The sequence below is a fragment of the Rhodococcus cercidiphylli genome (assembly GCF_033042225.1).
Taxonomy (GTDB): domain Bacteria; phylum Actinomycetota; class Actinomycetes; order Mycobacteriales; family Mycobacteriaceae; genus Rhodococcoides.
The window spans coordinates 702,702-720,498 of the sequence record NZ_JAWLKE010000001.1; the positions used below are offsets into that span (position 1 = coordinate 702,702).

The window sequence follows — 17,797 nt, forward strand, 5'->3', positions numbered from 1 at the left end:
CACACGTGTCCATCGCGTCGCACGAAGATGCCGCACGCAGCGCTCATGCGGCCTGGCAGAAGGCAGTGGCCGGTGTCCTGGCCAAATCTCGTCGGGTCGAGGTGGCCGATCTGCCCGCCGACGCCGAACATCTACTCGATTCGACGACGTACGACGGGGTCACCGTGTCCCCGCTGTACACCGCGTTCGACGAGCGCCCGGAAGGTCCACTGCCGGGGCAATTTCCCTACTTGCGGGGCCGCGACCCCCACCGCGACGTCAACGCCGGCTGGAAGGTGTGCACCCGCCACGGCTCGGTCCGCGGCGACGGTGCCGACGACGCGTCGACCCTCAACACGCAGATACTCGATTCCCTCTCCAACGGCACCAGCGCTCTGTGGTTGACGGTCGGCACCGGTGGTGTGGATCCGACTGCGCTCCCGGAGGTTCTCGGTGGAGTGTTTCTCGAGCTCGCACCGCTGACGCTCGATGCGCGCGGGGATGTTCGGGCAGCAGCTGCAGCAGTGTTCGGGGTGCTCGACTCGGCCGATATCGACGATCGCGCCGCAGTCGACATCCGACTCGGCGCGGCCACTCTCACAGCGCCGTTGGGTGGAACCGAGTCGATCGAGATGGACGAGGCACTCGAACTGGTTCGTGAATCGATCGGTCGCACCGAGACAGTTCGTGCGATCACCGTCGACGGCACCGTGTTCCACAATCTCGGAGGCGGCGACGCGCAGGAGCTCGGTGCTGCGATCGCCGCAGGCCTCGAGTACCTCCGGTCCATGACCGATGCCGGTATCGGCATCTCGGATGCCCTGAGACAGATCGAGTTCCGATTCTCCGCCACCGACGACCAGTTCCAGACCATCGCCAAGTTCCGGGCCGCTCGCACGTTGTGGGCGCGCATCGCGCAGGTCTGCGGAGCCCCCGACGCCGGTGACGCTCCTCAGCACGCGGTGACCTCGGAGGCGATGATGTCGCAGCGGGATCCGTGGGTGAACATGCTGCGGACCACGCTGGCGTCGTTCGGCGCGGGAGTCGGCGGTGCCGATGCGGTGACCGTGCTCCCGTTCGATGCGGCACTCGACGGCGGCGCAGCCGGGGTGTCGAAGACGTTCGCGGCACGCATCGCCCGGAACACCCAGCTGCTGCTGCTCGAAGAGGCGCATCTCGGACGGGTCCTGGATCCGGGTGCCGGGTCCTGGTACATCGAAGAACTGACCGCTGCGGTCGCCGCGAAGGCCTGGGAGTTCTTCCAGACCATCGAAGCGTCGGGCGGATTCCGTGCCGCTGTCGCCGACGGTTCGCTCGTGGCCGCGATCGAGAAGACCCGCGCCGAACGCGATTCCGACATCGCTCACCGAGTGACCCCGCTGACCGGCGTCAACGAATTTCCCAACCTGGCCGAGGCACCACTGACCCCGGAGCAGACCGAGCCGCAGGATTCGGCAACCGTGTACAGGTACGCCAGGGCTTTCGAAGCTTTGCGGGATCGCTCGGATGCTCATCTGGCTCAGCATGATTCAAGGCCGACCGTGCTTCTGGTACCGCTGGGCAGCGTTGCCGAACACAACGTCCGGACGACATTCGCGTCGAATCTGTTGGCGTCGGGCGGGATCGAGGCCGTCAACCCGGGTCCGCTGACCGTCGAGGCTGTTGCCGGAGCAGTGGAGGCGTCCGGAACTCACATAGCGGTGGTGTGTGGAACCGACAAGAGGTACACCGACGAGGCCGCCACTGCCGTGGAGGCACTGCGGGCAGCAGGCGTCACGCAGGTGCTGCTCGCCGGCCCCGAGAAGATCTTCACCGGCGTCGAGGGTGACTCGCGTCCCGATGGATTCCTGACCGCGAAGGTCGACGCCGTCGCCGTGCTGACCGAACTTCTCGACACCCTGGGAGCCTGAGATGAGCGAGCCTGAAGTGAATACCGACGAGCGCAGAATCTCGCACACCATCGGCAGTTTCGCCGAGGTGCCACTGGTCGATCCCGACGAGCCGACTCCGCCGCCGCCGTCGGCCGAGGACGTCGCCGCTCACGTGGAGAAGGGTGCGAAGGCCAACTTCTACACACCCGAGCAGGTGGTGTGGTCCACCCCCGAGGGCATCGACGTCAAGCCCGTGTTCACCGAGGCCGATCGAGCCGCCGCCGAGGCCGAGGGCTACCCGCTGCACAGTTACCCGGGTGCCCCGCCGTTCCTTCGCGGGCCGTATCCCACGATGTACGTCAACCAGCCGTGGACGATTCGTCAGTACGCGGGCTTCTCCACCGCCGCCGAGTCCAACGCGTTCTACCGTCGGAACCTCGCGGCCGGCCAGAAGGGTCTGTCGGTTGCGTTCGACCTGGCCACCCACCGCGGCTACGACTCCGATCACCCGCGAGTGCAGGGCGACGTCGGAATGGCCGGTGTCGCCATCGATTCCATCTACGACATGCGTCAGCTTTTCGACGGCATCGACCTGGGCAGCGTCTCGGTCTCGATGACCATGAACGGTGCGGTGCTGCCGATCCTGGCGCTGTACGTCGCGGCCGCCGAGGAGCAGGGCGTCGGGCCGGAGAAGCTCGCCGGCACCATCCAGAACGACATTCTCAAAGAGTTCATGGTGCGCAACACCTACATCTATCCGCCCAAGCCGTCGATGCGCATCATCTCGGACATCTTCGCGTACACCAGCGAGAAGATGCCCAAGTACAACTCGATCTCCATCTCGGGCTACCACATCCAAGAAGCAGGTGCCACAGCCGATCTCGAACTCGCGTACACCCTCGCGGACGGTGTGGAGTACATCCGGGCCGGTCTGGATGCGGGCATGGACATCGATACGTTCGCACCGCGTCTGTCGTTCTTCTGGGCCATCGGAATGAACTTCTTCATGGAGGTCGCCAAGCTGCGGGCCGGGCGTCTGCTGTGGGCCGAGCTCGTCCAACAGTTCGAGCCCAAGAGCGCCAAATCCCGTTCGCTGCGCACTCATTCGCAGACGTCGGGTTGGTCGTTGACGGCACAGGACGTGTTCAACAACGTCGCCCGCACCTGTGTGGAGGCGATGGCCGCAACCCAGGGCCACACTCAGTCGCTGCACACCAACGCCCTCGACGAGGCACTCGCCCTGCCGACGGACTTCTCGGCGCGAATCGCCCGCAACACCCAGCTGCTCATCGCTCAGGAGTCCAACACCGTTCGCCCGATCGATCCGTGGGGCGGCTCGCACTACGTCGAATGGCTCACCCACCAGCTCGCGAATCGGGCCCGGGCACACATCGCCGAGGTCGAGGAAGCAGGCGGCATGGCTCAGGCCATCGGCGAGGGCATCCCCAAGCTGCGCATCGAGGAGGCCGCGGCCCGCACGCAGGCGCGCATCGACTCCGGTCGTCAGCCCCTGGTGGGCGTCAACAAGTACGTGCCCGACGAGCCCGACACCATCGAGGTGCTCAAGGTCGAGAACTCCAAAGTTCGACGTGAGCAGATCGAGAAGCTCGAGCGGCTGCGGGCCGAGCGGGACACCGCCGAGGTCGAAGCCGCTCTGGCGAACCTGACCAGAGCTGCGGCGTCGGATCAGCCGGGTATGGAGAACAATCTGCTGGCCCTCGCCATCGACGCGGCACGCAAGATGGCCACCGTCGGCGAGATCTCCGACGCGCTCGAGAAGGTCTACGGGCGCCATCAGGCCGAAATCCGGACAATCAGTGGTGTGTATCGCGACGAGGCAGGCAAATCCGAGAACATCACCCGCGCCACCGCGCTGGTCGAGCAGTTCGCCGAGGACGAGGGCCGTCGGCCTCGCGTCCTGGTGTGCAAGATGGGTCAGGACGGACACGACCGCGGTCAGAAGGTGATCGCCACGGCGTTCGCGGACATCGGCTTCGACGTGGACGTCGGCCCTCTGTTCCAGACCCCCGAGGAGGTGGCCCGCCAGGCCGCCGACAACGACGTTCACGTCGTCGGAGTGTCGTCACTGGCGGCAGGCCACCTGACGCTGGTGCCCGCCCTGCGGCAGGCCTTGGCCGACGTCGGGCGCGAGGACATCATGATCGTCGTCGGTGGCGTCATCCCGCCCGGCGATTTCGACGAGCTGTACGCCGCGGGTGCCGCGGCGATCTTCCCTCCGGGCACCGTCATCGCCGACGCAGCGATCGGCCTGGTGGAGAAGCTGTCCGTTGCGCTCGGGCACGCACCACGCGAGGCCAACGCCTGAGCATGGGTTCTCCGAACGGCAACACGAGTTCCTCGACCGGTGCAGCGTCGCCGAGAGGCCGAATCATCGACATCGATGCGGTGGCCGACGCTGTCCGAGCGAACGAGCGATCCGGTTTGGCGCGTGCTATCACCTTGGTCGAGTCGACCCGATCGGATCATCGAGACCTGGCTCAGCAGTTGCTGCTGCGGGTTCTGCCCGATGCCGGTGGCTCCCATCGAGTCGGCATCACCGGCGTGCCGGGGGTCGGCAAATCGACCTTCATCGACGCGCTCGGAATGCGGTTGATCGAGAAGGGGCACCGAGTCGCGGTGCTGGCCGTCGATCCGTCGTCGACGCGGACCGGTGGTTCCATCCTGGGTGACAAGACCCGGATGTCGCGTCTCGCCGTGCAGGAGAACGCATACATTCGGCCGTCTCCGACGTCGGGAACCCTGGGCGGGGTCGCACGTGCGACGCGAGAGACGATCGTGCTCCTCGAAGCGGCAGGTTTCGACGTCATTCTGGTGGAGACGGTGGGCGTCGGGCAGTCCGAGGTGACGGTCGCGAACATGGTCGACTGCTTCACGTTCCTGACGCTCGCGCGCACCGGAGATCAGTTGCAGGGCATCAAGAAGGGCGTTCTCGAACTCGCCGATCTGGTGGCCGTCAACAAGGCCGACGGCAAGCACGCGACCGACGCGAAGAACGCGGCGCGGGAACTGGCGGGCGCGCTGCGGCTGATCTATCCGCACGACGCGATCTGGAAGCCCCCGGTGTTGACGATGAGTGCCATCGAGGGCACCGGACTCGACGAGTACTGGGACACCGTGCTGCGTCATCAGCAAGTACTCAGTGACGCAGGCGAATTCGCCGAGAAGCGTCGCAAGCAGCAGGTCGATTGGACGTGGACGATGGTCAACGACCAACTGCTACGAAGGCTGGCGCAGAATCCCTCCGTCAAGGCGATACGCGGCGACGTCGAGGCCCGGGTGCGAGACGGTTCGCTGACCGCCGCGTTGGCCGCGCAGGAACTACTCGACGCCTTCGATTCCTGAATCTCCTCCGCCCGCCGATACCGCGGGGTAGAGCCGGGCGGCGAGCGCTCCGACCCGTTCGATCAAGCGGTCGAAGAATGCCTCGGGATCGGTGTGCATGGCGATCGCGGCATTGGGGGCCTTGCCCCACATCCCGCGCCAGTCGGCCACTGTCGTTCCGCGCGTGAGAGTCCCGACGAGTTCGACGTCGACGGTCGCGTGTCGGTAGGTGGCGATGTCCGCGTCCAGCGCGACAGCGGCCGCAAAGGGATCGTGCATGTGCGCCAGGAATCCCTGATCGTGATCGCGATGGAATTCCAGGTAGAACCGCACCGCGTCGGAGAAGTGCCGCACGATCGGGTTCGACGCGATCGATCGGACACCCGGAGCATCGCTCGACGAGATCGATTCGGCCGGAACGCTTCCGGCGCGTTCGGCAAGACGCCGGATGTGTTCGGGGGTCATTTCGACGGTCTCGGTGATGTCGAGCGCGCAGACGATGGGATGGCGTTCCGGCGGTAGTCCGGAGAAGGCCGCGAACACCTCCGCGGCGGCCTCGGGGTCGACGGCGATGTTCCACTCGCTGGTCGGCGTCGTGTTGCCCTGGTGCTGAAATGCGCCGCCCATCAACACCAGTCGCTTCAACAGTCGAGGTAGCTCGGGATCCCGACGGATCGCCAGAGCGAGATTGGTCAGCGGACCGGTGACCAGTCCGGTGATCTCGCCCGGCCGCGAACGAACCAGCTCCACCCACATCGTGGTGGCGTCCCGGTCGGACAGCGGCCGCGTCGACACCATAAGCTCCGCGTACCCGATGCCCTGCGGACCGTGGGTGTCCTCGGTGGTCATCAGTGGTGCCACGAGGGGTACCTGTGCGCCGAGCGAGACCTCGACATCGCCCGCGCGGCACAGGTCGAGCCAGGCGAGATTGTTCGCGGCAACCTGGTTCACCGGCACATTGCCCGCGGTGGATGCGATGCCGAGGACCTCGGCATCCTCGCTGGCGAGCAAGTAGAGCAAGGCGAGAGAATCGTCGATTCCGGTGTCCACGTCGACGATCAAGGGGACGGTCACGACGCCACCTCCGTCGTCGGGGTGTGCCGCACCGGAAAGTTGACCGATCGCGCGATGAAGCACTTCGAAGACGCCGATGCGTGCAGTTTCTCGGCGCGCGGCACCATCGACGGGTCCACGACGGTCACGACCGGAGCGAGGGTGACCTCGACGAACTGACCCGAACCGTCGGATTGCTCGGTCATCACTCCGGTGGGGGAGTCGGTGTAGTCGGTGACGACCACTCCCGAGGCGGCGGCGAGCCCGAGGTACCACAGCATGTGGCAACTGGACAGCGAGGCGACGAGCATCTCCTCGGGATTCCAGCGTGCGGGGTTGCCGCGAAAGCTCGGATCGGAGCTCGCGTGGAGGTCGGGCTTGCCGGGTGCCGAGACGATGTGATCGCGGTCGTAGGCGGCGGCACCGGTGGTACCGACGCCGCGGTTGCCCGTCCAGTTCACCGTGAGTCCGTAGTTGTGGTTCGGCACGGGTCCATCCTGCCAGCTGTGCGTCGATCGGTGTCGTTGCCCCGCGACGGTCTCTGTCCGGATTGGCCGAATTGCTCCAATTGTCAACGTGGTGTGGCACATTCGACGTCCTGCCGTTCACCTGGAGGAACATCGGTAGACCGAGTTCGGTCGTTTGAAATCACATCGTTTGTCTGGCTAACGTTGCTGGAATGACCGTAGCCCGAGAGCCTGAGACAACCCCGCAGCACACGCGGTGGGGACATCGACACGTCCAGCTTCTTCGACGCGACGCGTTCACGAACCGAATGCGCAGGAAGCCGGCGCTGTCGCAGGAGAGCATCACCGTCGTCGATCAGCCGATGCTCAAGCGTGCGGTGTCGGCAGCTGCTCTCGGCAACACGATGGAGTGGTTCGACTTCGGTGTGTACGGCTACCTGGCCGCGACATTGGGCAAGGTGTTCTACCCCGACGCCACGCCCGCAGTGCAGCTCATCTCGACATTCGCCACGTTCGCGGCAGCGTTCGTCGTCCGTCCACTCGGAGGCCTGTTCTTCGGACCACTGGGGGACCGAATCGGGCGGCAGAAGGTACTCGCCGCGACGATGATCATGATGGCGATCGGCACGCTGGCCGTCGGACTCATCCCCAGTTACGCGACCATCGGGATCTGGGCACCGATTCTTCTACTCGTCGCGCGCCTGGTCCAAGGCTTTTCCACCGGCGGCGAGTACGGCGGTGCCACGACGTTCATCGCCGAGTACTCCCCGGACAAGCGTCGTGGTTTTCTCGGTAGTTGGCTCGACTTCGGCACTTTCGTCGGTTATGCCATGGGCTCGGGCCTGGTGACGATCCTCAACGCGGTGTTGGGTGACGCCACGATGGTCGAATGGGGCTGGCGCATACCGTTCTTCGTCGCAGGACCGATGGGTCTGATCGGGCTGTACCTGCGGCTCAAGCTGGAAGACACCCCTGCGTTCCGCAAACAACTCGACGAACACGACAGCAAGGTCAAGGCGCAGGAGAGCGGTCGGAGGTCGATCGGAAAGATCTTCACCGACCATTGGCGGGCTCTGTTGATCTGCATGGGAATCGTATTGCTGTACAACGTGACCAACTACATGGTGACGTCGTATCTACCCACGTACTTCACCGAGGTCGTCGGCCGCAGTCAGCTCAGCGCCGACTTGCTCGTCCTGTCGGCGATGGTCGTCGTGGTGAGCGTCATCGTGGGTGTCGGCAGGCTGACCGATCGAATCGGCCGCAAACCGGTGTTCGTCTTCGGTGCCGTCGGACAGATCGTTCTGGCCGTGCCCTGCTTCCTGTTGCTGCGCAGCAGCGGGTGGCTGGGGCCTCTGATCGCATGCGTGCTGCTGGGCCTCGTCCTGGCATGTTTCGCGGCACCGAGCGCATCGACGCTACCGGCCCTGTTTCCCACCCGAATTCGCTACGCGGCGCTGTCGATCGGGTTCAATCTGTCGGTGTCGATCTTCGGCGGTACGACGCCACTGGTCACCTCTGCGTTGGTCAGCGCAACGGGTAGCCCGATGATCCCTGCGTACTACCTCGTCGTGAGCGGTGTTGTCGGCCTCGTCGCGGTCGGGTTTCTGCGCGAGTCCGCCACCCAACCGTTGGAAGGCTCACCGCCACAGGTCGACTCGACCGCGGAGGCCGAGGAGCTCTACTCCGAGCTGTCCTCGGCCTCCCCGCGGTCGTAGTTCGCGGTCGATCAGTTCCGCTTGGCCCAGATCTCCATTCCGGCAGCATTGAGACGATCGACGAGAACGTCGCCGATCGCGGTGGCAGGGGTGAGAACTCCTGCGGCCTTCGGCAGGGCGTCGCCGCCGTACACGAGTGCGAGTGCCGACTCCGCCAGCATGATCGCGGTGGCCTTGTAGCCGGGGTCTCCCGAGGCTTTGACCCGGGCCCGGTAGCGAGCCCCCGACGTGGTGAGGGTGTACAGGTCGACCGTGAAATGTCCCTTCTCGCGGGCTTTTTCACTGGGGCCGGTGCCCGGCTTGGGCAGAATGCGGTCGAGCACCTTGGCCGGAAGCACAGTCATCGCAGACACGCCGACGAACAGCCCGGCAGACAGAGCACCGGCGAGGACAGGGCTGGCGAACGACGAGCCGACGCTCATCACCTCGCTGTAGCGAAACTGCTTGCCGTAGGCCCAGTCGCGGAGTGCATTGGTGCGCCGGACGACTCGTGTGTTGTACGAGGCCATTACGAAGGGAGCTTTCCAGCCACGCAGGCTCGGGTCGATCTTCTTGCCGTCGATCAGCACGGTGTCGAGTTGGCGACCGAGTTGCGGCTCGAGGCCGCGATCGGGACTGAGTGAGTACGGCCGCGCGGCGATGCGTCGGGCCCGCTTGTCCTTCTTCATCGCCTCGATCTGCCCGCGCAGCGAGTCGATGGTGCCGCCGCTGACCCCACCGGACATCGACGTCACCACCAGGGTCGTGTCGGTCAGCTCACCGGCGTTGTCTGCGGTGACGGCCTCGTACAGCGCGTGTACGCCGATGTCGGAAGGGATGGAATCGAAGCCGCACGAGTGAACGATGCGGGCCCCGGTGCGCTGAGCGATCTCGTGGTTGGCATCGATGCTCTCGCGAGCGAACAGGACCTCGCCGGTGAGGTCGACGTAATCCGTCCCGGCCTCGGCGCACGCCGTTGCCAATTCCAAGCCGTACTTGGCGTAGGGACCGACCGTGGTGATGACGACTCGGGTCGATCGGGCCATGGCCTCGAGCGATGCGAGGTCGGTTGCGTCGGCCTCGAGAACGGACCACTGCTGAGCCCTGGAGCCCAGTTCTTTCCTGGCGGCCTCCACCCTCGCCGTCGAGCGCCCTGCTAGGGCGATGCGGGTGTCTGCCGGTGCATGCTCGGCGAGGTACTTCGCCGTCAATTTCCCGACGAAGCCGGTGACGCCGTAGACGACGATGTCGTGAGTGCGATCGGGGCCGATGGTCGAGTCGGATGCAGGCGAATTCATACCAGCGACACTAACGCGGGTCACCCCGGCGAGTCGACGCGACGTCAGTTCGTCCAGGTGTGCACGGGTTCTCCGGCATTCATGAGGGTGACGTAATCGCCGAGCATTCCTGCGAGTGCGCGATCGCGCTTCTCACCGGCGCGTTCACGGGCGACGACGGCGTTGCGCTGCCACACCGAGCCGGACTGCTTGGCCAGGCACCGCGCTTCGATCACCCCCAGATAGCGGTCGCGGACCGCCGCGTCCACGCCGTAGGCGGCCAATCCGGCGTCGGCCAGGGGCAGCAGCCGACGCAGCACCAGTTCCTGCGGACTCACCCAGCCCACCTCGGGCCAGTAGAGCATCGAATCGAATCCGCCGCGTGCGGCGGAGTGCACGTTCTCCTCGGCGGCGTCGAACGACATCTGCGACCACAACGGGCGGTCGGCATCGGCCAGCGCGCGGACGGTTCCGTAGTAGAACGCCGCGTCGGCGAGAGTGTCGACCACCGACGGTCCGGCCGGGAGAACGCGATTCTCGAGCCGGATGTGGTGGCCGTCGCCGGACCGGTCGTAGATCGGCCGGTTCCACCGGTAGACGGTTCCGTTGTGCATGCGCAGTTCGGACAGCGACGGTGTTTTGCCCTCGGCCAGCGCAGCTTTGGGATCCTCCTCGCTGCAGACGGGCAGCAACGCAGGGAAGTAGCGCGAATTCTCCTCGAACAGATCGAAGATCGAAGTGATCCACCGTTCGCCGAACCACACCCGCGGCCGAACTCCCTGATTCTTGAGCTCCTGCGGCCTGGTGTCGGTGGCCTGCTCGAACAACGGTATACGGGTCTCGTGCCACAGCGCGCGACCGGCGAAGAACGGCGAGTTGGCGGCGAGTGCCACCTGTACACCCGAAAGAGCTTGCGCTGCATTCCAATACGACGCGAACTCGTCCGGAGCCACCTGTAGGTGCAGCTGAACCGACGTGCAGGCCGCCTCGGGCAGGATCGTGTCGGTCACGATGTCCAGGTCCTCGGCGGCAGCGGCACCCGGCAGCCGAACTCCGCCGATCTTCAGTTCGATGTCCTCGCCCCGCGCGGCGAAGATCTGCTGATTGAGCAGGTCGTAGCGCGGATTCGCCGAGAGCCACCGGTGCTCGAAGTGCTCCTCGTCCAGAGTCGGGAGCATGCCGATCATGGCGAGGCGACTACCCGAGGTGCGGGCGCGTTCGTCCGCTGCGTTCAGCGACCTACGCAGGTCCGTCTCCAACTCGGCGATCGAGGCACCGCGCAGTGGCCGAGGGTCGACGTTGATCTCGATGTTGAACTGGCCGAGCTCGGTTTGATAGTCGGGATCGGCGATGGCGTCGAGCACCGCCGCGTTGGCCATCGACGGCTCCATGTCGTCGTCGACGAGATTGAGTTCGATCTCCATGCCGATCTGCGGTTCACCGACGTGGAAGGTCTCGTCGGCCAGCATGATCGCGAGGGCATCGAGACAGTCCTGCACCTTCTGGCGAAACTCGTGCCGGTCCTGCCTGGTGAACTTACGGCGCTCGACGTCCTCGCCCATGGTGCCCGCCTATCGGTGCGTGAAGAAGGGCCGTTCGCTCGCGCGCAACGACTTCGGCTTACGAGTATCGCAGCCCACGTTCGCCGACGGGCACGCACGCGAAAATCACCAGGGTGACGGCTGGTAGTCCTTGAGGAACGAGCCGTACAGATCGACTCCGAGTTCGCCCTGCACGATCGGGTCGTACACCCGGGCGGCACCGTCGACCAGGTCGAGTGGAGCGTGGAAACCTTCGTCGGCGAGCCGCATCTTGGTGGGGTGTGGCCGTTCGTCGGTGATCCAGCCGGTGTCGACGGCCGTCATCAGGATTCCGCTCTCGAGCATCTCCTTCGCGCTGGTGCGCGTCAGCATGTTCAGCGCGGCCTTGGCCATGTTGGTGTGAGGATGGCCCGGCCCCTTGTACGCGCGGCCGAACTGGCCTTCCATGGCCGAGACGTTCACCACGTACTTGCGCCGCGCGTCCGAGGCCTCCATCGCGGTGCGTAGCCGCGAGACCAGGATGAACGGTGCGACGGAGTTGCAGAGCTGCACCTCGAGCAGTTCCACCGGGTCGACCTGCTCGACGGTGTGGATCCAGCTGTTGGTCTCGGCGAGATCGGGTACCAGGCCGCCGGCATCGATGGCGAGTCCGCTCTCGATCCTCTCGGCCGTGACCGAGCCGGCGACCATGGCGAGCGAGGCCACGTCGTCCGCGCTCAGGGCAGCAGTCGATCGGCCGCCGATCGCGGTGGCGGGCAACGAGCTCGCCAGTGACGCGGGGTGCGCATCACTGGTCTTGCCGAACGTGATCCGCTCCGGTCCTGCGCCCTCGGTCAGGGCTGCGGGCAATGGTTCGGCCTCCGCATCGGCCAGTGCGCTGTAGGAACCGGGGGAGCGTTTGACGGTCTGTGCGGCGTTGTTGATCAGGATGTCCAGAGGTCCCTCGGCCGCGACCGAATCGGCAAGCGCCACAACCTGAGCCGGATCGCGAAGATCGATGCCGACGACGCGCAGACGGTGCAGCCACTGGTCACTGTCGTCCATCGCGGCGAAGCGACGCACGGCATCGTTGGGGAATCGGGTGGTGATGGTCGTGTGTGCACCGTCGCGCAGCAGTCGAAGTGCGATGTACATCCCGATCTTCGCCCGACCACCGGTCAGCAACGCCCGCCGGCCGGACAGATCGGTTCGAGCGTTGCGCTTGCCTCGATTGAGCGTCGCGCACTCCGGGCACAGCTGGTGATAGAACGAGTCGACGTGGGTGTAGCGCTGCTTGCAGATGTAGCAGGGACGAGCCTTGATCAACGTGCCTGCGATGTCTCCCTCGGCGCGGGAGGTCAGGGACAGTCCTGCGGTCTCGTCGTCGATCCGGTCCGGGGATCCGGTTGCGGTGGCGGCGACGACGGCACGGTCGGCCGCGTTGACGGCGTTGCGCGCCGCGACGCGTCGAGCACGCTTGAGATCTTTGAACATGGCACCGGATGCGCGCTGCACAGCGATCGAATCCGGATGGTTCTTGTCCAGCTCTGCGGCCTGCTTCAGCACGCGCAGGCACGTCTCGAGATCGGTCGGGTCGATCGCGTCCATCGTCGGTCTCCTAGCATCGGCCCCTTCGAGCCGAACGAAAGCGAGTGCAGAACGAAAAAGACCCCGATTCCGAAGAATCAGGGTCAGTTTCGTCTGTCTCAACTCAGATCTGTGAAAATCTTTGTCTGACTACATCTTTCAGACGGTGTCCGAGGGGGGACTTGAACCCCCACGTCCGTTAATAGGACACTAGCACCTCAAGCTAGCGCGTCTGCCATTCCGCCACTCGGACAAGTGCGACCTCTGCCGCATATTCATTTGTTGCTTTCACAGCCGGCCGCTGTGTGCTGCGTAAGATTATCCGACGGGTTCCCGATAACCCAAATCCCCACGTCAGTTCATGCTCGAGGCCGTTTCTCATGGTGCCCGGAGCGGATTCTGGTGGTAGGAACGACGTGTGCCCAACGATGTGAGCAATCCCGGAAACACAACCGATATCGACGCCACCGTTGCCCTCGACGAAGTCGTGGATCTCGTCAGTTCCCTCATCCGGTTCGATACCTCGAACACGGGGGAGCTCGACACGACCGTCGGCGAGAAGGAATGCGCCGAGTGGGTGGCGAGCAAGCTCGAAGAGGTGGGCTACGAGACGGAGTACGTCGAGTCCGGTGCCCCGGGTCGAGGCAACGTGTTCGCGTGGCTGCGCGGAGCGGACTCCTCTCGCGGCGCGCTGCTGGTCCACGGACACCTGGATGTCGTACCGGCCGAACCCGCCGACTGGAGCGTGCATCCGTTCTCCGGGGCCGTCGAGGACGGTTACGTGTGGGGCCGAGGCGCGGTGGACATGAAGGACATGGTCGGCATGGCTCTCGCGCTGGCCCGCCAGTTCAAGTCCAACGGAACCGTCCCACCCCGCGACATCCTGTTCGCGTTCCTGGCGGACGAGGAGGCGGGCGGTAAGTACGGATCGCACTGGTTGGTCGACAACCGACCCGATCTGTTCGAGGGCGTCACCGAGGCGGTCGGCGAGGTCGGCGGGTTCTCGCTCACCGTCGCTCGTCCGGACGGCACCGAGAAGCGGCTCTACATGGTCGAGACGGCGGAGAAGAGCCTGGCGTGGATGCGGCTGACGGCCAAGGCCCGCGCCGGACACGGATCCTTCCTGCACGACGACAACGCCGTGACGTACCTCGCCGAGGCAGTGGCCAAACTGGGCAATCACACGTTTCCGCTGGTGCTCACCGAATCGGTCTCGCAATTTCTGCAGGCGGTCTCGGAGGAATCGGGTCTCGATTTCGACCCGACGTCACCGGACATCGACGGCACCCTGCTCAAACTCGGCAGCATCGCCCGCATCGTCGGAGCGACCCTTCGCGACACCGCGAACCCGACGATGCTCTCGGCCGGCTACAAGGCGAACGTGATTCCGCAGACGGCGACGGCAGTGGTGGACTGCCGAGTGCTGCCGGGGCGGCAGGCGGCCTTCGAGAAGGAGGTCGACGAGTTGATCGGCCCGAACGTCGAACGCGAATGGATCACGAAACTCGAACCGTACGAGACCACGTTCGACGGCGATCTCGTCGACGCGATGAACGACGCAGTCCTGGCACACGACCCGAACGGTCGAACCGTTCCCTACATGCTGTCCGGCGGAACCGACGCAAAAGCATTCGCGCGCATCGGTATTCGCTGCTTCGGCTTCGCTCCGCTGAAGTTGCCACCGGAACTGGATTTCGCGGCGTTGTTTCACGGCATCGACGAACGAGTACCCGTGGAATCGTTGGAGTTCGGTACACAGGTACTCGAACACTTCTTGCTGCACAGCTGATACGAAAGGAACCATCGTGGCGTACAACCCATACGACTCGCTTCCGGACCTACCATCCTTCGAGTTGACGTCCGAGGACGTCGAGGACGGCCAGACATTGGCCGCTCAGCAGGTCAGTGGAATCATGGGAGCCGGTGGGCACGACAACTCTCCGCAGCTGTCCTGGTCCGGATTCCCCGAGGGCACCAAGAGCTTCGCCGTCACCGTCTACGACCCCGACGCGCCGACGGCATCCGGCTTCTGGCACTGGGCAGTGGCGAACATCCCCGTCGAGACGACATCGCTGGTGTCGGGCGCGGGCGACGACGGCGGGACCGGGGTACCGAGCACCGCGGTGACGCTCAAGAACGACGCCGGCCTGTTCCGCTACATCGGTGCTGCTCCGCCCGCAGGCCACGGCCCGCACCGCTACTTCATCGTGGTTCACGCGGTGGACGTCGAACGGCTCGAAGTGGACGAGACGGCCACCCCGGCCTACCTCGGCTTCAATCTGTTCTCGCACGCCATCGGTCGTGCGGTCCTCACCGGCATCTACGAGGCCTGAGCTCGATCGTCGGGTGTCGAAACACTGGTTCCGACACCCGACGGTTCAGGGCTTGTTCGCCGAGCCCACCGCATCGGTGATCGTGGCGAAGCCGTGTGCCTCGAGCCGAGTAGCCAGTCCCCGGTGAATGTTCTTGATCCACAGCGGGCCGCCGTAGATGAATCCGGTGTAACCCTGCACCAGTGACGCGCCCGCAGTGATGCGTTCCCACGCCTGCGCCTCGGTCTCGATTCCGCCGACGGAAATCAGCGTCAGCCGGGTGCCCACTCTGCGGTACAGACGTCGCAGCACCTCGAGCGAGCGGTCTGCCAGCGGAGCACCGGACAGGCCACCTGCTCCTGCTGCGGCGACCACGTCGGCGTCGGTGCGCAGGCCGGTGCGGGAGATCGTCGTGTTGGTGGCCACGATCCCGTCGAGACCGAGCTCGACGGCCAGATCGGCCACGGCGTCGATGTCCTCGTCGGACAGGTCCGGGGCGATCTTGACCAATACCGGCACCGTCACCACGGACTGAACCGCCTCGAGGATCGGCCGCAGCGATTCGACGGCCTGAAGGTCACGTAGCCCAGGGGTGTTGGGGGAGCTGACGTTGACGACCACGAAGTCCGCCAACGGGCCCAGAAGCCGGGCGCTGGCCGTGTAGTCCGCGGCGGCATCCACCGGCTCCACGATCTTGGTCTTGCCGATGTTGGCACCGATCGGGATACCCGTGCGCCTGGCGCGGACACGCTGGGCGGCGTGCTCGGCACCGTGGTTGTTGAAGCCCATGCGGTTGACGATGGCGCGGTCCTGAGGCAATCGGAACAGGCGCGGCGTCGGATTGCCCGGCTGGCTCTGCGCTGTCACGGTGCCGATCTCGGCGAAACCGAATCCGATCGGCCCCCACGCGTCGATTCCGTCGGCATTCTTGTCGAAGCCGGCCGCGAGGCCGAGCGGAGCCGGGAAGTCGACGCCGAACACCGTCGAGCGCAGTCGTGGATCGTCGACCACGAACGCCTTCTCGGCCAGGTAGCGGAGCGGCGGCACGACGGCGACGACGCGGAGCACCCGAAACGCCAGGTGATGGATCCTCTCCGGTGGCACGAGGAACATCAGGCGCAACAGAACTCGGTACAGGCGGTCTCCCACGGTCTTCTCTCCGGTCGATCTGGCTCGGTCGAACTCATGCGGTGGTGTCAACGATCGTGCGGTCGAACAGTACTGCGACGGGCTCAGATTCCGGGCTCGGGGATGTGATGCGCGGTTTTCTTGCGTTTGAGCAACACACGCCTGCTGCCATCGGTGTACAGCCGAACCCGCGACAGTTCCCAGCCGCCGAACTCCGCCTGAATCGCCAGCCGCATCGAGGCCGTCACCCGGGTCACGTCCGGCGGCAGCCGCAACGGCACGTACTCCCAATCGTCGGACGCAGACACTTCCCATCCGACGGGCATCTTCGCGCGACCGGGTACCGAACTGTCATGCGCGTTCATATGCCTCCTCCGTCTATACGGTTCAACGACCGGCAGCGGGGATGCGCTGCAGTCCGTCGCCGGTGGCCGATCCCACGTACAGGTCGCCGGTGTCGGCGTCGACAGCAACCGAATTCGGCTGCCGCACAGTGGCCAACCGCCCGGCCTCGACCGGAATTCCGGTATCGAGTGTGTACCCGACCACCTCGTTGAGAGCCGGAAGCGTCACCCATACGACACCGGACTGCTCATCGTAGGCGATCGCCCACGGCTGCGACCCGACCGGAAAGCGTTGCCGCATCAGCAGATCGTGCGAGGTGAAGACGAGCAACTCGGTCCCCGTCGAATCGGTGACCAGCAAGCGGCCGAACTCGTCGCTGGTCATCTCCGCGGCACCTTCGCCTGCGCGCAAGGCCACTCCGAGTGTGCCGTCGTCCAGATTCAGGTCGGTCACCGACGTCTGGCGACGATCGAGAACCGAGACCCCGTTCGGTGTACTGGACAGAGCATCGGCAGAGGTCACGCTGCCGCCGGAGACCGTGGTGGTGACGTCACCGTTCGTGTCGAGTACACGGACCGCTCCGGTGTCGTCCCCGACAGCCGTCGTGCCGTCGGGTAGGTCTGCTGCGGACAGCGCGTCGCCATCGACAGGCAGGGCAGTCCGCTGTCCGTCCACCACGGAGATCCTCGCGACGGAACCGTCCATGGGCACCAGCACTGTCGAGTCCCGTCCGGCGACGAGTGCTGCTCCCGTGGCGCCCAGATCGACCACCTGGGTCTGCGCTGCGGCACCGTCGCGGGCCAGGGTCACGGTTGTCGATGCGTCGGTCAGCGCCACGAGGGTGCGGGTGACGGGGTCGAACGTGAGGGCGTCCACGGGCGCGAACGCGCTGACGGTTCCGGCGGGGGTGGCAGTGGCTTCGGGGGACTCGGCCGGCGGTCGGGGGTCGACGGAGATGTCGTCGGCGTTCTCGTCGTCGCTGGAACACCCGCCGACCGACAGGACTGTGACGACGGCGAGCGCGGACGCGACTGCCGCTCGAACGGAACGAGCCGACGGTGTTCGCATGAGGCCGAACCTACTTCCTCGAGAAGACGCTGCCTGTGGAGGCGTTGCCACATCTGTACCAGCGTGCAGCGACCTCGGCGAAATCGACCGCGCCGGATCGGTTGTCGTTCGGTCTCGCCCGAACAGGCGGTAGCGTGATCGGGCGAGGTGA

Annotated in this window: 14 protein-coding genes and 1 tRNA gene; 6 read left to right on the plus strand and 9 right to left on the minus strand. The window is 65.5% G+C overall.

The genetic code is table 11. The features are described from left to right. Window positions 1-5: 5 nt before the first annotated feature. Genes mutA through meaB form a run of 3 tightly spaced genes read left to right on the plus strand, consistent with a single transcriptional unit; the run spans window position 6 to window position 5,213 of the window. Window positions 6-1,889, plus strand: coding sequence for a methylmalonyl-CoA mutase small subunit (gene mutA, locus R3P95_RS03365; protein WP_149405810.1), 1,884 nt, complete (start codon window positions 6-8; stop codon window positions 1,887-1,889). A gap of 1 nt (window position 1,890) precedes the next feature. Then, window positions 1,891-4,176 (plus strand): methylmalonyl-CoA mutase, encoded by a 2,286-nt coding sequence (gene scpA, locus R3P95_RS03370; protein ID WP_149405809.1) that lies wholly within the window; start codon window positions 1,891-1,893, stop codon window positions 4,174-4,176. Between the two features lie 2 nt (window positions 4,177-4,178). After that, window positions 4,179-5,213 (plus strand): methylmalonyl Co-A mutase-associated GTPase MeaB, encoded by a 1,035-nt coding sequence (gene meaB, locus R3P95_RS03375; RefSeq protein WP_262498332.1) that lies wholly within the window; start codon window positions 4,179-4,181, stop codon window positions 5,211-5,213. Here the strand turns inward: meaB and R3P95_RS03380 are convergent. After that, entirely contained in the window at window positions 5,190-6,266 is a 1,077-nt protein-coding gene (locus tag R3P95_RS03380; protein ID WP_149405808.1) for a nucleoside hydrolase, read from the minus strand. The two genes, meaB and R3P95_RS03380, sit on opposite strands and share 24 nt — an antisense overlap. Next, the gene (locus R3P95_RS03385) at window positions 6,263-6,733 is read right to left on the minus strand and encodes an OsmC family protein (protein ID WP_149405807.1); all 471 of its coding nucleotides are present in this window, start codon (window positions 6,731-6,733) and stop codon (window positions 6,263-6,265) included. The genes R3P95_RS03380 and R3P95_RS03385 overlap by 4 nt, the downstream gene beginning before the upstream one ends. 287 nt (window positions 6,734-7,020) lie before the next feature. On the opposite strand from R3P95_RS03385, the gene proP reads away from it, so the two are divergent. Next, window positions 7,021-8,430: a glycine betaine/L-proline transporter ProP gene (proP, locus tag R3P95_RS03390; protein WP_262498331.1), complete on the plus strand. Its 1,410-nt coding sequence runs from the start codon at window positions 7,021-7,023 to the stop codon at window positions 8,428-8,430. Between the two features lie 11 nt (window positions 8,431-8,441). Here the strand turns inward: proP and R3P95_RS03395 are convergent, their stop codons facing one another. The 4 genes from R3P95_RS03395 to R3P95_RS03410 all read right to left on the minus strand — a co-directional run bounded on the left by R3P95_RS03395 (window position 8,442) and on the right by R3P95_RS03410 (window position 13,046). Next, on the minus strand, window positions 8,442-9,707 hold the full coding sequence (locus R3P95_RS03395) for a saccharopine dehydrogenase family protein (protein WP_149405805.1): 1,266 nt from the start codon (window positions 9,705-9,707) through the stop codon (window positions 8,442-8,444). Window positions 9,708-9,751: 44 nt separating this feature from the next. Further along, window positions 9,752-11,248, minus strand: coding sequence for a glutamate-cysteine ligase family protein (locus R3P95_RS03400; protein WP_094670049.1), 1,497 nt, complete (start codon window positions 11,246-11,248; stop codon window positions 9,752-9,754). A 105-nt stretch (window positions 11,249-11,353) separates the two neighbouring features. Then, window positions 11,354-12,814 (minus strand): SDR family NAD(P)-dependent oxidoreductase, encoded by a 1,461-nt coding sequence (locus tag R3P95_RS03405; RefSeq protein ID WP_149405804.1) that lies wholly within the window; start codon window positions 12,812-12,814, stop codon window positions 11,354-11,356. Window positions 12,815-12,960: 146 nt separating this feature from the next. Beyond that, window positions 12,961-13,046: transfer RNA gene (locus R3P95_RS03410), tRNA-Leu, on the minus strand. Between the two features lie 204 nt (window positions 13,047-13,250). Between R3P95_RS03410 and R3P95_RS03415 the strand changes: the two genes are divergently transcribed. Together R3P95_RS03415 and R3P95_RS03420 are read left to right on the plus strand one after the other, a co-directional pair. Beyond that, window positions 13,251-14,582 carry a M20/M25/M40 family metallo-hydrolase gene (locus tag R3P95_RS03415; protein ID WP_082898618.1) on the plus strand — a complete coding sequence of 444 codons (1,332 nt, stop codon included), beginning with the start codon at window positions 13,251-13,253 and terminating at the stop codon, window positions 14,580-14,582. 16 nt (window positions 14,583-14,598) lie between these two features. Next, on the plus strand, window positions 14,599-15,126 hold the full coding sequence (locus R3P95_RS03420; protein WP_068050809.1) for a YbhB/YbcL family Raf kinase inhibitor-like protein: 528 nt from the start codon (window positions 14,599-14,601) through the stop codon (window positions 15,124-15,126). Between the two features lie 45 nt (window positions 15,127-15,171). Here R3P95_RS03420 and R3P95_RS03425 read toward each other — a convergent pair whose 3' ends face one another. The 3 genes from R3P95_RS03425 to R3P95_RS03435 form a co-directional block, all read right to left on the minus strand. Beyond that, window positions 15,172-16,242 (minus strand): quinone-dependent dihydroorotate dehydrogenase, encoded by a 1,071-nt coding sequence (locus R3P95_RS03425; RefSeq protein WP_149406018.1) that lies wholly within the window; start codon window positions 16,240-16,242, stop codon window positions 15,172-15,174. A gap of 95 nt (window positions 16,243-16,337) precedes the next feature. Further along, a complete protein-coding gene (locus tag R3P95_RS03430; protein WP_149405803.1) occupies window positions 16,338-16,598 on the minus strand; it encodes a DUF5703 family protein in 261 nt (86 codons plus the stop codon). Window positions 16,599-16,620: 22 nt separating this feature from the next. Continuing rightward, complete coding sequence (locus R3P95_RS03435) at window positions 16,621-17,646, minus strand: YncE family protein (RefSeq protein ID WP_149405802.1); 1,026 nt, start codon at window positions 17,644-17,646, stop codon at window positions 16,621-16,623. Between the last annotated feature and the right edge of the window lie 151 nt (window positions 17,647-17,797).